Annotated in this window: 12 protein-coding genes; 6 read left to right on the top strand and 6 right to left on the bottom strand. The window is 69.0% G+C overall.

Annotation, left to right across the window (positions count from 1 at the left end; translation table 11 throughout):
- Window positions 1–3: 3 nt before the first annotated feature.
- From yidC to JHAT_RS12445, 6 genes are all read left to right on the top strand, one after another.
- Complete coding sequence (gene yidC, locus JHAT_RS12470; protein ID WP_077798179.1) at window positions 4–1,281, top strand: membrane protein insertase YidC; 1,278 nt, start codon at window positions 4–6, stop codon at window positions 1,279–1,281.
- A gap of 15 nt (window positions 1,282–1,296) precedes the next feature.
- Complete coding sequence (locus tag JHAT_RS12465) at window positions 1,297–1,809, top strand: R3H domain-containing nucleic acid-binding protein (RefSeq protein ID WP_077798178.1); 513 nt, start codon at window positions 1,297–1,299, stop codon at window positions 1,807–1,809.
- Window positions 1,810–1,935: 126 nt separating this feature from the next.
- The gene (rsmG, locus tag JHAT_RS12460) at window positions 1,936–2,655 is read left to right on the top strand and encodes a 16S rRNA (guanine(527)-N(7))-methyltransferase RsmG (RefSeq protein ID WP_077798177.1); all 720 of its coding nucleotides are present in this window, start codon (window positions 1,936–1,938) and stop codon (window positions 2,653–2,655) included.
- A 332-nt stretch (window positions 2,656–2,987) separates the two neighbouring features.
- Complete coding sequence (locus JHAT_RS12455) at window positions 2,988–4,061, top strand: ParA family protein (RefSeq protein WP_107481914.1); 1,074 nt, start codon at window positions 2,988–2,990, stop codon at window positions 4,059–4,061.
- The gene (locus JHAT_RS12450) at window positions 4,058–5,158 is read left to right on the top strand and encodes a ParB/RepB/Spo0J family partition protein (protein WP_107481912.1); all 1,101 of its coding nucleotides are present in this window, start codon (window positions 4,058–4,060) and stop codon (window positions 5,156–5,158) included. Before JHAT_RS12455 ends, JHAT_RS12450 begins: the two co-directional genes overlap by 4 nt.
- A 329-nt stretch (window positions 5,159–5,487) precedes the next feature.
- Window positions 5,488–6,105, top strand: a complete 618-nt coding sequence (locus JHAT_RS12445) for a GNAT family N-acetyltransferase (RefSeq protein ID WP_077798176.1) — start codon at window positions 5,488–5,490, stop codon at window positions 6,103–6,105.
- 80 nt (window positions 6,106–6,185) lie between these two features.
- On the opposite strand, the gene trxA is transcribed toward JHAT_RS12445, so the two are convergent.
- From trxA to murJ, 6 genes are all read right to left on the bottom strand, one after another.
- Window positions 6,186–6,518 carry a thioredoxin gene (gene trxA, locus JHAT_RS12440; RefSeq protein ID WP_077798175.1) on the bottom strand — a complete coding sequence of 111 codons (333 nt, stop codon included), beginning with the start codon at window positions 6,516–6,518 and terminating at the stop codon, window positions 6,186–6,188.
- 41 nt (window positions 6,519–6,559) lie between these two features.
- Complete coding sequence (gene trxB, locus JHAT_RS12435; RefSeq protein WP_077798174.1) at window positions 6,560–7,528, bottom strand: thioredoxin-disulfide reductase; 969 nt, start codon at window positions 7,526–7,528, stop codon at window positions 6,560–6,562.
- Between the two features lie 139 nt (window positions 7,529–7,667).
- Entirely contained in the window at window positions 7,668–8,540 is an 873-nt protein-coding gene (locus JHAT_RS12430; protein WP_077798173.1) for an anti-sigma factor, read from the bottom strand.
- 17 nt (window positions 8,541–8,557) lie between these two features.
- Window positions 8,558–9,277, bottom strand: a complete 720-nt coding sequence (gene sigM / locus JHAT_RS12425) for an RNA polymerase sigma factor SigM (protein ID WP_077798172.1) — start codon at window positions 9,275–9,277, stop codon at window positions 8,558–8,560.
- 24 nt (window positions 9,278–9,301) lie between these two features.
- Entirely contained in the window at window positions 9,302–11,017 is a 1,716-nt protein-coding gene (locus JHAT_RS12420; RefSeq protein ID WP_077798171.1) for a protein kinase family protein, read from the bottom strand.
- Between the two features lie 140 nt (window positions 11,018–11,157).
- Window positions 11,158–13,557 carry a murein biosynthesis integral membrane protein MurJ gene (murJ, locus tag JHAT_RS12415; RefSeq protein WP_077798170.1) on the bottom strand — a complete coding sequence of 800 codons (2,400 nt, stop codon included), beginning with the start codon at window positions 13,555–13,557 and terminating at the stop codon, window positions 11,158–11,160.
- Between the last annotated feature and the right edge of the window lie 16 nt (window positions 13,558–13,573).

The following is a 13,573-nucleotide window of genomic DNA, read 5'->3' as shown; positions in this document are numbered from 1 at the left end:
TTAGTGGACACGATTGCCAGCCTCTTCAGCTTCATCACGACACCTGTCTCCTGGGTCATCGTCCAGTTCCACAGCGTGTACGGCGCCATTTTCGGCCCTGACACGGGATGGGCCTGGGGCCTGTCCATCGTGTCCCTGGTGATTCTGATCCGCATCTGCCTGATCCCGCTCTTCGTGAAGCAGATCAAGTCGACGCGCGCGATGCAGACGCTCCAGCCGGAGATGAAGAAGATCCAGGAGCGCTACAAGAACGACAAGCAGCGTCAGTCCGAAGAGATGATGAAGCTGTACAAGGAGACGGGCACCAACCCGCTCTCCTCGTGCCTTCCCATCCTGGCGCAGTCCCCGTTCTTCTTCGCCCTGTACCACGTGCTCAACGGCATCGCGACGGGCGACACCATCGGTGTCATCAACGAGCGCCTGCTGGAGAGCGCGCAGAAGGCCCACATCTTCGGTGCGCCGCTCGCGGCGAAGTTCACCGACAGCGCCTCCAAGGTGGAGGCCCTCGGGTCCTCGATCACCGACGTCCGTGTGGTCACCGCCGTCATGATCGTCCTGATGTCGGCGTCGCAGTTCTTCACCCAGCGCCAGCTGATGACCAAGAACGTCGACACGACGGTGAAGACGCCGTTCATGCAGCAGCAGAAGATGCTGATGTACGTCTTCCCGGTCATGTTCGCCGTCTTCGGTATCAACTTCCCGGTCGGTGTCCTCGTCTACTGGCTGACCACCAACGTGTGGACCATGGGCCAGCAGATGTACGTCATCCGCAACAACCCGACCCCGGGTTCCAAGGCCCAGGCCGCCTACCTGGAGCGCCTGCACAAGCACGTCACCGAGCACGGCAAGACGCGTGGTCGCGGTGAGAAGGCCATCGTGAAGGCCATCGTCGCCAAGGGCCGGGACCGCAACGAGTTCGAGCGCAAGTTCATCAACGGCCTGAACAAGGCGGGCCTGGCGGCCCAGCCCGACGGCACCGTGGTGAAGAGCGATGCCGCTGTCGCCGCACAGACCGAGGACGGTGCGCCCGTCGTGACGGGCACGCCGAAGCGTCAGCAGCCCAAGCGGCAGAGCAAGTCCCAGCGGCAGAGCACGAAGACGGTCGGCGAGGCCGAGTCGAAGACCTCGCTCAGCAAGTCCGGCGAGCCGGAGGGTGCCAAGCCGGACACCCAGCCCGCCGCCAAGAAGTCCGCTCAGAAGCCCGGCGGCGGTGGCCGCAGCAAGGCCCAGTCCGGACAGCGCAAGGGCCCGCAGCGGCCCAAGTCCCCGTCGAAGAAGTAAGAAGGAGTCCATCCCGTGACGGAAGGCACCACCTCCGCCGCTGCCGAGGGTGCAGACACCCTGACTCGCCTCGAGCAGGAGGGCGAGATCGCCGCGGACTACCTGGAGGGTCTGCTCGACATCGCCGACCTGGACGGCGACATCGACATGGACGTCGAGGCCGACCGTGCCTCTGTCTCGATCATCAGCGACACGAACAGCCGCGATCTGCAGAAGCTGGTCGGCCGGGACGGCGAGGTGCTGGAGGCTCTGCAGGAGCTCACGCGCCTGGCCGTGCACCGGGAGACCGGGGACCGCAGCCGGCTGATGCTCGACATCGCCGGTTACCGGGCCAGGAAGCGCGCCGAGCTCTCCGAGCTGGGGGCGAAGGCCGCGGCAGAGGCCAAGAGCAGCGGCGAGGCCGTGCGGCTGAAGCCGATGACGCCGTTCGAGCGCAAGGTCGTGCACGACGCGGTCAAGGCCGCAGGACTGCGCAGCGAGTCCGAGGGCGAGGAGCCGCAGCGCTTCGTCGTCGTGCTTCCCGCCTGATCGGTTCCCACGTTCTCCGGCCCCGTCTGTTGCGCAGGCGGGGCCGAATTTTGTCAGCCTGATAGTTCTGGTGGTTCTGGCATCGGCGCCCGACGCGCCGGTGCGGTACGGAAGGACGGTCCCCCCGTGACGGAGGCAGCGGAGCTTCCCCCTGTGCCCGAGCAGGCACGTGAGGTGTTCGGTGAACGCTATGCGGATGCAGTCCGCTACGCCGAGCTGCTCGCCGAGGCGGGAGTACAGCGTGGCCTGATCGGTCCCCGTGAGGTCCCGCGCCTGTGGGAGCGGCACCTGCTGAACTGTGCGGTGCTCTCGGAGGTCGTGCCGGAGGGGGTGACGGTGTGCGATGTCGGCTCGGGTGCCGGCCTGCCCGGGATTCCGCTGGCGCTGGTCCGGGAGGACCTGAAGATCACGCTTCTGGAGCCGCTGCTGCGGCGCACCAACTTCCTGACCGAGGTGGTGGAGCTGCTGGGCCTGGACCATGTGACCGTCGTGCGTGGCCGGGCCGAGGAGGTCATGGGCAAGGTCCCGCCGGTACACGTGGTGACGGCCCGTGCCGTCGCGCCGCTGGACCGCCTGGCCACCTGGGGCATTCCGTTGCTGCGCCCGTACGGCGAGATGCTCGCCCTCAAGGGCGATGCGGCCGAGGAGGAGCTCAAGGCCGCGGCGACGGCGCTGAGCAAGCTGGGTGCGGTGGAGACGTCGATCCTGCATGTGGGTGAAGGCATCGTGGACCCTCAGTCCACGGTGGTCCGCGTCGAGGTCGGGGAGAGCCCCGGTGGTGTGCGGTTTGCCGCCAAGCGGGCCAAGGCCGCCCGGACGGGTCGGGCACGCCGACGGCGCGGATGAGCGTGCGACGGCGCCGGTCGGTCCTGACGGCGCCGTCGTGACGACCCGACGTACTCCACACAAGCCTCCCCCTCTACGCACGCCGGAGTGTCGCGGCAGTTCACCCTCGGGTGCTGTGCATCGTGTTTCACGTGAAACGTCGCTCACTGCTGCACGGCATCATCAGTCGCGGTCGCGCCGCGGCCGACCCCCGCGACCGGAGGCCTCTTGGTTCTCTTGCCGAGGAACCGGGCTCTCCCGGGGATTCGGATCTCCTGCGGGGCGCGGAGTTGTCCACAGAGGTGGATTTCTCCACAGAACGCCAGGCCTCACTGGTTCGCGACCCCGAAGGCATGGGAGGCTCTGTTCATTGCGAGCCTGAAGTCGAGGAGAGTGAATCCTTGCGGTCCGACGCCAACATCGCGGGGCCGATGACCGATCCGGTCCCCGGTCCCCGTACCGAGTCGACGGGGGCGGACGTTTCACGTGAAACACCGCCTCCGATGGACGACACTCCGATCGGTCGAGCTGCCCAGCTGGCGGTGGAGGCTCTGGGGCGAGCCGGCGAGGGCCTGCCACGACCCGAGCAGACTCGTGTGATCGTGGTCGCCAATCAGAAGGGCGGCGTCGGCAAGACGACGACGACCGTCAATCTCGCCGCCTCGCTGGCGCTGCACGGGGCCCGTGTGCTGGTCATCGACCTGGACCCGCAGGGCAACGCGTCCACCGCGCTGGGAATCGACCACCACGCCGAGGTTCCGTCCATCTACGACGTGCTGGTCGAGAGCCGGCCGCTCTCCGAGGTCGTCCAGCCGGTTCCCGACGTCGAGGGCCTCTTCTGCGCGCCGGCCACCATCGACCTCGCCGGAGCGGAGATCGAGCTGGTCTCCCTGGTGGCACGGGAGAGCCGCCTGGAGCGGGCCATCCAGGCGTACGAGCAGCCGCTGGACTACATCCTCATCGACTGTCCGCCCTCCCTCGGTCTGCTGACGGTCAACGCGCTCGTCGCGGGCCAGGAGGTACTGATCCCGATCCAGTGCGAGTACTACGCGCTGGAGGGCCTGGGCCAGCTGCTGCGGAACGTCGATCTGGTGCGGGGGCATCTCAACCCCACCCTGCATGTGTCGACCATCCTGCTCACCATGTACGACGGACGGACGCGCCTGGCGTCGCAGGTCGCGGACGAGGTACGCAGCCACTTCGGCGAAGAGGTACTGCGGACGAGCATCCCGCGCTCGGTCCGTATCTCGGAGGCCCCGAGCTATGGGCAGACAGTGCTGACCTACGATCCAGGATCGAGTGGAGCCCTCTCCTATCTGGAGGCGGCACGCGAGATCGCGCTGAGAGGTGTGGGGGTCAATTACGACCCGGCTCAGGCACACATCGGCGCACAGAATGACCCGAGCATGGTGGAGGGGATCCAGTGAGTGAGCGACGAAGGGGGTTGGGCCGCGGTCTCGGCGCACTGATTCCCGCAGCACCGACCGAGAAGTCGGTGGCCTCGGCCGCCCTGGGGAATGCGGCGACCGCTTCCCCTTCGGCGGTACCCGTGCTGCCCGGCGACCGGGGGGTGGCGGCGGCGAAGGTGGCGACACTGTCCTCCGTTTCACGTGAAACAGAGGAGTCGGCGCAGTCGGCCGCAGAGGGCATGCCCGCGCCTCCCCTGGGAGCTCACTTCGCAGAAGTGCCCCTGGACTCGATCACTCCGAACCCGCGGCAGCCGCGCAAGGTGTTCGACGAGGACGCTCTCGCCGAGCTGGTGACCTCCATCAAGGAGGTCGGTCTCCTTCAGCCGGTCGTCGTCCGGCAGACGGGACCCGGGCGTTACGAGCTCATCATGGGTGAGCGTCGTCTCCGGGCCAGTCGAGAAGCGGGGCTGGAGGCCATCCCGGCGATCGTGCGGGCCACGGAGGACGAGCAGCTCCTCCTGGACGCGCTGCTGGAGAACCTGCACCGCGCCCAGCTGAATCCGCTGGAGGAGGCCTTCGCCTACGACCAGCTGCTGAAGGACTTCAACTGCACGCACGACCAGCTGGCGGACCGTATCGGCCGGTCCCGTCCGCAGGTGTCCAACACACTGCGCCTGCTGAAGCTCTCCCCGAAGGTCCAGAACCGCGTGGCCGCCGGAGTGCTCTCTGCCGGGCATGCTCGGGCGCTGCTCTCCGTCGAGGACTCGGAGGAGCAGGAGCGGCTGGCTCACCGGATCGTGGCCGAGGGACTCTCGGTACGGGCGGTCGAGGAGATCGTGACCCTGATGGGCTCCAGGCCGCAGAAGTCGCAGCGTGCCAAGGGGCCGCGGGCCGGTGCTCTCGTCTCTCCGGCACTGTCCGAGCTGGCGACCCGGCTCTCGGACCGCTTCGAGACGCGGGTGAAGGTGGATCTGGGGCAGAAGAAGGGGAAGATCACCGTGGAGTTCGCTTCCATGGAGGATCTCGAACGAATCCTTGGGAGCCTCGCTCCCGGTGAGGGCCCCGTGCTCCAGAAGGGCCTCGCGGCCGACGACGCCGAGGAAACCGACTCCTGATCCTCGGGAGGACTGATCACTCGACGGTGCTCTGTTCGTCGATGGGGGCGGGCTGTGGCCGGTACTTACCGGAACACGGTCCGCCCTTTGCCTTTCGTCAGTGCTCGCACCTCTCATCGTGGATACGATGCGTTTGAGACGGCGCAACCACCCGGCAGCACCTCTGAGAGGCAGGCAGGGGACATGCGAACGATGAGCCGCACCGGTCTGGTGAGCGCGGGATTGGGATTGGGCGCGGTCGGTGGATTCATCGGCAGCCTGCTCAGGGAACGGAGTGCTCTCACAGCCGCCCGCGATGCGACGGGCGAAGGAAGCGAGGAACAGCTTTCATGGGGCGTCGGCTCGTACCGCTCACGCTGGACAATCTTCAGGACCTTCCCCAGCGCTGTCGCTCGTGCGTCTTCTGGGAGCTGGACCCCGTCAGCGGCGAAGCCGCGGTGACAGCGGGAACGTCCGCCACGGAGAAGGAAGCCTGGATCTCCTCCGTCCTGCTGGACTGGGGATCCTGCGGGCGGGTCGTCTACGTCGACGACGTACCGGTGGGCTTCATGCTGTACGCCCCTCCCGCCTACGTGCCGCGCTCGACGGCGTTTCCCACCAGTCCCGTCTCTCCCGATGCGGTGCAGTTGATGACGGCCTTCGTGATGCCCGGCTACCAGGGACAGGGACTGGGGCGGGTGATGGTGCAGACGGTCGCCAAGGACCTGCTGCGACGGGGCTTCAAGGCGATCGAGGCCTTCGGGGATGCCCGCTGGAAGGAACCCGCCTGCATACTGCCGGCGGATCACCTGCTGGCCGTGGGCTTCAAGACGGTCCGGCCACATCCCTACCACCCGCGGCTGAGGCTGGAGCTGCGCTCCACCCTGTCGTGGAAGGAAGACGTGGAGATGGCCCTGGACCGGCTGCTCGGGGCTGTTCAGAAGGAGCCGGCGCTCCGGCCGCTGTGACATCGCCGAGGTCCCTGAGGGTCCGCACAACGAAGGGGCCGGCCCCTCAGGGCCGGCCCCTTCGTGTTTCACGTGAAACGTCAGTCGGCGATGAAGTCCTCGAGGTCGCGAACGATCGCAGCCTTGGGCTTGGCGCCGACGATGGTCTTGGCGACCTCGCCACCCTGGTAGACGTTCAGCGTCGGGATGGACATGACGCCGTACTTGGCGGCCGTACCCGGGTTCTCGTCGATGTTCAGCTTGACGACCTCGATCTTGTCGCCGTACTCGGCGGCGATCGCCTCGAGGGACGGCGCGATCTGGCGGCACGGTCCGCACCAGGCGGCCCAGAAGTCCACCAGGACGGGCTTGTCGCTCTTGAGGACGTCCTGCTCGAAGGAGTCGTCAGTCACTTGCTTCAGGGTGCCGGCCACGGCGGGCTCCTTAACTGGTTGGTGCGGGGGGCGAAAGGGGATCAGGCAGCGGTCTTTTCAGGCTCGGCCTTGTCCTCGTCGGTGAGCGCCGCGAGGAAGCGCTCGGCGTCGAGGGCGGCGGAGCAGCCGGTGCCGGCGGCGGTGATCGCCTGCCGGTAGGTGTGGTCGACCACGTCACCGGCGCCGAAGACACCGGACAGGTTGGTACGGGTCGAGGGGGCCTCGACCTGCAGGTAGCCCTCCGGGTCCAGGTCGAGCTGGCCCTTGAAGAGCTCGGTGCGCGGGTCGTGACCGATGGCGATGAACAGGCCGGTCACCGCCAGGTCCGAGAGCTCGCCGGTCTTGATGTTGCGCAGCTTCAGTCCCGACAGCTTCTGGTCGCCCTGGATCTCGGCGACCTCGCTGTCCCAGACGAACGAGATCTTCGGGTCGGCGAAGGCACGCTCCTGCATCGCCTTGGAGGCGCGCAGGGTGTCGCGGCGGTGGACGATCGTCACGGACTTGGCGAACCGGGAGAGGAACGTGGCCTCCTCCATCGCGGTGTCACCGCCGCCGATCACGGCGATGTCCTGGTCCTTGAAGAAGAAGCCGTCGCAGGTCGCGCACCAGGAGACGCCACGGCCGGACAGGGCGTCCTCGTTCGGCAGGCCGAGCTTGCGGTGCTGGGAACCGGTGGTGACGATGACGGCCTTCGCCCGGTGGACCGTGCCCGCGGTGTCGGTGACGGTCTTGATCTCACCGGTGAGGTCGACGGCGACGACATCGTCCGGGACGAGCTCGGCACCGAAGCGCTCGGCCTGGGCGCGCATGTTGTCCATGAGCTCGGGGCCCATGATGCCGTCCTGGAAGCCCGGGAAGTTCTCCACCTCGGTGGTGTTCATCAGCGCACCACCCGCGGTGACGGCGCCCTCGAACACCAGCGGCTTCAGCGACGCGCGCGCGGTGTAGAGCGCCGCCGTGTAGCCGGCGGGCCCGGAGCCGATGATGATCACGTTTCGGACGTCGCTCACGGCTTCATTCCTCGTCTCTGGACTGCGTCTTCAGGTCCGGGTGGAGCTTCTGTCGGAGCTCTCACCCCACCCAACGGATCCTAAGGGGCGCGCATTCCCGCTGTGTCCGGGCACACGGAGGACGAGGAGGACGCGCGGCTCAGGACCGTGCGTAGGAGTGCTTCAGAAGCACCGTGGCCTTGCCGACGGCGGGCTGATCCACACAGGCCGAGCCGACGATGTAGGCGGTGACCCGGTCATCGTTGAGGGTGTCGGGCAGCACCACGAGCAGTGCTTCCTTGCCCTTGTAGACACCCTCTTCCATGGCGAGTGCCGTGTCGTCGCGGCCGATGGCCTTCTGGACGCACTCGGGAACGACCGTCGGCTGGGTGAGGACGTGATTCTCGGTCTCGGACTCCGTGCCGAAGCTGTGTGGGGTCCGGGAGCCGCTTCGTGTGCTCTGTCCGTCACCGATGAGCTCGGTGACCTGCTTCTGCAGCCCGGTCTCGGAGAAGGTGTCCACGGGCGCGGTCTGCTGCCCGTGGGCCGTGTCGTCGGAAGGGCTGCCTCCCGTGACGGACGACACGATCACGGAGCCGATTCCCAGAGCGGCCGCCGCGGCCACGGCACCCAGGACGGCGACCCTGCGCCGTCCGCCTCGCCTGCGATCCTTGCGGCCCGGTCCCGTGGTGGAGGTGCGGGCTCGTCCGGAGGGACGGTCCGCCGAAGTTTCACGTGAAACATGCGTGCTGTCGCGGCTCTCGTCCTCGCCGGTTGCCGGCACTTCCGGTGCTGTCGCACCCGGCAGTGCTTCGGCGGCGAGGGCCGTGTCGATGCGATCGGCCACGTCGTCGGGCATCCGCTGCGGGCCGGGCAGCGTGCCGAGCAGTCCCTGGATCTCCTCCAGTGACGCGTAGACGTCCGCACAGAGCTCACAGGAGTCCAGGTGCCGTCGTACGTCCGTGGTCCGCGAGGGCGGGAGCAGGCCTTCGGCGAGGTCGGAGATCTCGGCGACGTCCGGGTGCCCGGCCATGTCTGTCGTCGACGACGTCACGCTCGTCCACCTCCGCCCTTCGCTGCGGCTGAATCGCTCTGGCCTGTGTCCGGCGGGTCCGTCCGGTGCGGTCCCGCTGCGGATGGGACGGACGCGCCCTGCGTCCGGTTCCGCTCGGGGCCGGGCTTCTCGTCGTCGCCGTCCGGACGCAGGTGGGTGAGCAGCGGCAGCAGCCTGGCTCTGCCACGGGCACACCGACTCTTGACCGTACCGACCGGCACGTCGAGGATCCGCGCTGCCTCGGCGACGGGGTAGCCCTGCATGTCGACGAGGACGAGAGCCGCCCGCTGGTCGGCCGGCAGGGTCCCCAGCGCTTCGACGAGCTGGCGGTGCAGGTCGTTGCGCTCGGCGGGGGCCGATGCCGACTCGTGCGGCTCCAGTAGTTGCTCCAGACGTTCGGCGTCGTCGACGGGAGCGGTCTTGCGGGAGGCGGCCTTGCGGGCACGGTCCAGGCAGGCGTTCACGGTGATCCTGTGGAGCCATGTCGTGACGGCCGCCTGCCCCCGGAAGGTGTGCGCGGCCCGGTAGGCGGAGACGAGCGCGTCCTGGACGGCGTCAGCGGCTTCCTCGCGGTCTCCCAGGGTGCGCAGGGCGACGGCCCAGAGCCGATCGCGGTGACGGCGGACGAGTTCACCGAAGGCGTCCGGGTCGCCCTCGACGTGGCGTGCGAGGAGGTCCTGATCGCCGATGTCGCCGTAGGCGGTGCCATCTGCCATCGGACCCCTCCCCCCGTCGGTGGCTCAGCCCTTGAACGTCACGTCGGTGATGGCCTGCTTGTAGCCGGGGTCGCTGAACTCGTCACCGGGTGCGTGGGGCAGCGCGGTGAGCCACACGAGTACGTACTGCGACTTGACCGGCTTGGCGACCTTGATCGTCGCAGTGGTCCCGGTGGTGGTGACGGTGCCGATCTTCTGCATCGCTTCGAGTGACGACGGCTGCAGGGAATCCGCGGCGTACAGTTCCGCCGTCGTGTGGTCACCACCGTAGTACAGCCCCACGTCCACGGTGGAGACCTCCTGGGCGGAACCGAAGTCGTAGACGATGCCGACGCCCGGTTTGAACGGTCCGATGACGGGCCCGTCGTAGAAGCTGGCGGTCCGCCAGGTCGTGCTCTTGTCGCCGTCGTACGTCTTGCCGACATCGGCGGGGTGCTGTTCGGAGCCCTTGGTGACGAACTCCTGGGCGCGCTGCACCGCTATCGGCTTGGTGGGTTTCGGCACGACGCTGTTCTTGTCGTTCCCGTCCGTCGTCTGGGTCTGGTTCTGGTCGTCGGCCTTGCCGCCCCGCTCCATGAGCGCGTCCGCCAGCTGCCAGCTCCCCAGGCCGAGGGCGGCGATCAGCAGGGCGGAGACGGTCCACTTCAGTGCTTTGCCGGTGCGGCTCTGCAGCGGGGGTGGCGGGGCGGACACCGGCTGGGCGATCCCGGGGTGCGGTGCCGGACGGCCGTGCGTGCCCTTCTGGTACGACGTGCGCTGATACGTCGGCGGGGCGGTGAACGCCGGCTCCGGCGGCCGGATGCGGGGCATCTCGCCGATCGCCTTGACCAGTTCCTCCGGCGTGGTGCACGGGGACTCGTGGCGCGAAGCGGTGGCGCCGTCGTTGGCGAGTGCCCGCATGGCGAGCTCGGACAGGCCCAGGTGGACACCGGCGCGTACCTGGTCCGGAGGGATCAGGCCGAGGTCCTTGGGCAGGCCCGCAAGTCCGTAGGCGTCGCTCTCGTACGGCCAGCGCTGGGTGAGCGTGGCGTACAGCAGGGCACCGATGGCCTCGGTGTCGGTGCGTTGCGGGGTGTCGGAACTGATGCCGCGCAGGGCGGCGCTGACGGCCAGCCCGCGGATCCTCCACTGGCCCGTCGAGGTACGCAGCACGGCGTTGGGGTTCAGACGCAGATGGGCGAGGCCCTCGCGGTGGGCGGCGGCCATCGCGGAGGCGACCTGACTGGCCATCTGGTAGGCGTCGTAGGCGTCGAGCGGGCCGGCGGCGAGGAGCGCGGTCAGTTCGGTCGCGTCGGGGAGCCATTCGTGGACGACGTAGACGAGGTCGTTGTCCTCGACGGCGTCCAGGACCTGGACGAAGCGCGGATCGCCGAGGAGTGCGGCGGAGCGCGCGGCGGCCAGCACGGAACGGGCCCGCGTGTGGTTCGCGGGCAGCACGTGGACCCCGACGGCACGGCGGAGCTTCTCGTCCACGGCCCGCCAACTGCTGAAGCCGTCCAGACGGGTGACGCACTCCTCGAGGCGGTAGCGTCTGGCGAGCTTGTGCCCGCTGTGCAGTTCGGGAGGCGAGGCCTTGCCGGTGTCCTCGCTCGTGGGGCTCCCCTGTGCCTCGTCGCTGTCCGTGTCCCGCTCCCGGTTGTTGGCCACCCCGTCGGCCGTGGACTGGTCCGCCTGAGCGGTCAGCGGCTTCTCACCGCTGTTGTCTGCCACGTCGACGGCAGCTGTGCTCCGTTCCGCCACCGTCGTTCCTGCCTCCCCATTCGATGCACGCCGACCGACTCCCGATGCGCGCAGCCCGACGCCGAACCCAATTGTGCCCACAGTCCGCCACTGTGCACGACACACGGCGGCGGACGATGGTTGTGCGCCTACCCCAGGTCTCAGCGTCCCAGGCGTCCGCGCACCATACCGACCAGTGAGTTGACTTCCTCGATGCGCATCCGGCGGGCGGCGACGAAGAAGACACCGAACAGGACCGCCGCGCCGGCCAGCAGGGCGGCGAGGGACCCCACGAGACCCTGGCCGAGGGCGTGGCTGATCCCGTAACAGGCGGCGCCGCTGAGCAGGGCGGCCGGGACGGACGCGATGCACAGCCGGGCGTACGTCCGCATCACCCGGGCGCCGTCCAGGTCCCCCCCGAGCCGCTTGCGCAGCCTGCGCCAGGCGACGCCGACGCCGATGGCGTAGGCCAGACCGTAGGCGACGGCCATGCCGACCACGGCCCAGCGGGCGGGCAGCAGGAAGTAACACAGGGCGGACGCGGCGGCGTTGAACGCGGCCACGATGACCGTGTTGTAGAAGGGCGTCCGGGTGTCCTCGTAGGCGTAGAAGGCGCGCAGGACGACGTACTGCACGGAGTAGGGGATGAGGCCGAGGCCGAAGGCCATCAGCATGTAACCCATGTTGGTGGCTTCGCCGGTGCCCGAGGAGCCGAACATCAGCGTGCACATCGGGATGCCGAGCGAGACGAACCCGAAGGCGACGGGCACGATGGCCACGGCCGTGGTGCGCAGGCCCTGGGAGATGTCGTCGCGGACCGCCCCGGCGTCGTCCTCGGACGCCGAGCGCGAGATGCGCGGCAGCAGGGCGGCCATCAGGGAGACCGTGATGATGGCCTGCGGCAGGCCCCAGATCAACTGGGCGTTGGCATAGGCGGCGAAGCCGGTGCCGTCCACGGGGGAGGCCGTGCCGGCGGCCGTGGAGAGCTGGATGACGATCATGGCGCCCGCCTGGTTGGCGAGGACGAACAGGACCGTCCACTTGGCGAGGGTGACGGCCTTGCCGAGTCCGTGGCCCCGCCAGTCGAAGCGCAGCCGCAGTCGGAAGCCCGTCTCGCGCAGGTACGGGATCATCGCCAGGGACTGCACGACGAGACCCAGCAGCACGCCGACGCCGAGCAGGCGCTGGCCCTCCGGCGGGATGCTGGTGACCTTCATGCCGGAGGTCTCCGCGGTCCCGTAGACCCAGATGAACATGCCCAGCGTGACGATGATGACGATGTTGTTCAGGACCGGGGTCCACATCATCGCGCCGAACCGGCCGCGGGCGTTGAGGATCTGCCCCATCACCACGTGCAGGCCCATGAAGAAGATCGAGGGCAGGAAGTAGCGGACGAAGGTGATGCCGACCTCGTTCGCGGCCGGGTCGCCGGCGACGGAATTGGACAGGGTCCGGATCAGGAGGGGAGCGGCGAAGACGGTGATCGCGGTGAGTACGCCGAGCGCCACCATGACCAGCGTCAGCAGGCGGTTGGCGAAGGCCTCGCCGCCGTCGTCGTCGTTCTTCATGGCCCGCACCAGCTGCGGCACGAAGACCGAGTTGAGGCCGCCGCCGACGGTCAGGATGTAGATCATGGTCGGCAGCTGGTAGGCGACCTGGAACGTGTCGCCGAGCAGGCCCACGCCGAGCGCCGAGACGATCAGTGCCGAGCGGATGAATCCGGTCAGCCGGGAGACCATCGTGCCCGCCGCCATCACGGCGCTGGACTTCAGCAGTCCCCCGGCACGGCCGCCCTTCTTGGGGGCGGTGACGGTCGGCGCGGCGACGGGCTCGGCTTCCTGAACGGGCGCCTCGGCCGCTTCCGGGGTGGGAGCCACCGCGTACTGGCCCGGCGAGGGCGCCGCGTACGGACCCGGTGCCGGAGCGGTGCCCCCGTACTGGCCGGAGGACGGGGCGTTCCCGTACGGGCCGGAGGACGGGGTGTCCCCGTAGGGGCCGGGCCCCTGGGCGCCGCCGTACGGGCCCGGTGCCGCGCCGTACCCACCGGGAGCGGGTGCGGGGGAGGGAACCGGTCCCTGGTCGTCGTAGGAGGGGTGACCGCCGCCCTGCTGCTGGTCCCGGAACAGATGGGCGAAGGCGTCGGGCTCGTGGCGCTGCTCGCCGGCCTGGGTGACCAGGTCGTCCACACCGACGAACTGGGTGGTGCGCGGATCGTCGCCGTACGGCAGGTACTGGGTGGGGCCCTCCGGCTCGGGGGCCGGGGTCTGGGCCCAGACACGCGGGTCGGGCGCGTACGGGGACTGGGGCGGCCGGCCGTACAGCGGCTGCTGCGGGTAGGTGCCCGGGGGCGGCGGGGGGTGCGCGGCGCGGTCGTAGAGCGCCTCGGAGACCGGGTCCTGGGCGGAGAGGTCCTGCGCCCGGTAGGGATCCTGGTCGTAGGCGTCCTGGAGGTACATGTCCGCGGGCGGCTGCGGCGTCTGGCCGTGGTCGGGCACCGGACCCTCGGGGTGGCCCGAGCCGTCCACGGCCTGACCGCGGTCACCGTCGTACGGCGCGTTCATGGTTACCCCACCTCAT

Source organism: Streptomyces sp. JHA26 (assembly GCF_002005565.1).
Lineage (GTDB): Bacteria > Actinomycetota > Actinomycetes > Streptomycetales > Streptomycetaceae > Streptomyces.
Note: the sequence above shows the minus strand (reverse complement) of the source record. Positions and strands in the feature narration are given on the sequence as shown.

What these genes read in the sequence shown, in the direction of transcription:
- JHAT_RS12455 (WP_107481914.1), top strand. Translation starts at nt 2,988, where the DNA reads ATGGGAGGCTCTGTTCATTGCGAGCCTGAAGTCGAGGAGAGTGAATCC.
- JHAT_RS12445 (WP_077798176.1), top strand. Translation starts at nt 5,488, where the DNA reads ATGGGGCGTCGGCTCGTACCGCTCACGCTGGACAATCTTCAGGACCTT.
- JHAT_RS12430 (WP_077798173.1), bottom strand. Translation starts at nt 8,540, where the DNA reads ATGGCCGGGCACCCGGACGTCGCCGAGATCTCCGACCTCGCCGAAGGC.
- sigM (WP_077798172.1), bottom strand. Translation starts at nt 9,277, where the DNA reads ATGGCAGATGGCACCGCCTACGGCGACATCGGCGATCAGGACCTCCTC.
- murJ (WP_077798170.1), bottom strand. Translation starts at nt 13,557, where the DNA reads ATGAACGCGCCGTACGACGGTGACCGCGGTCAGGCCGTGGACGGCTCG.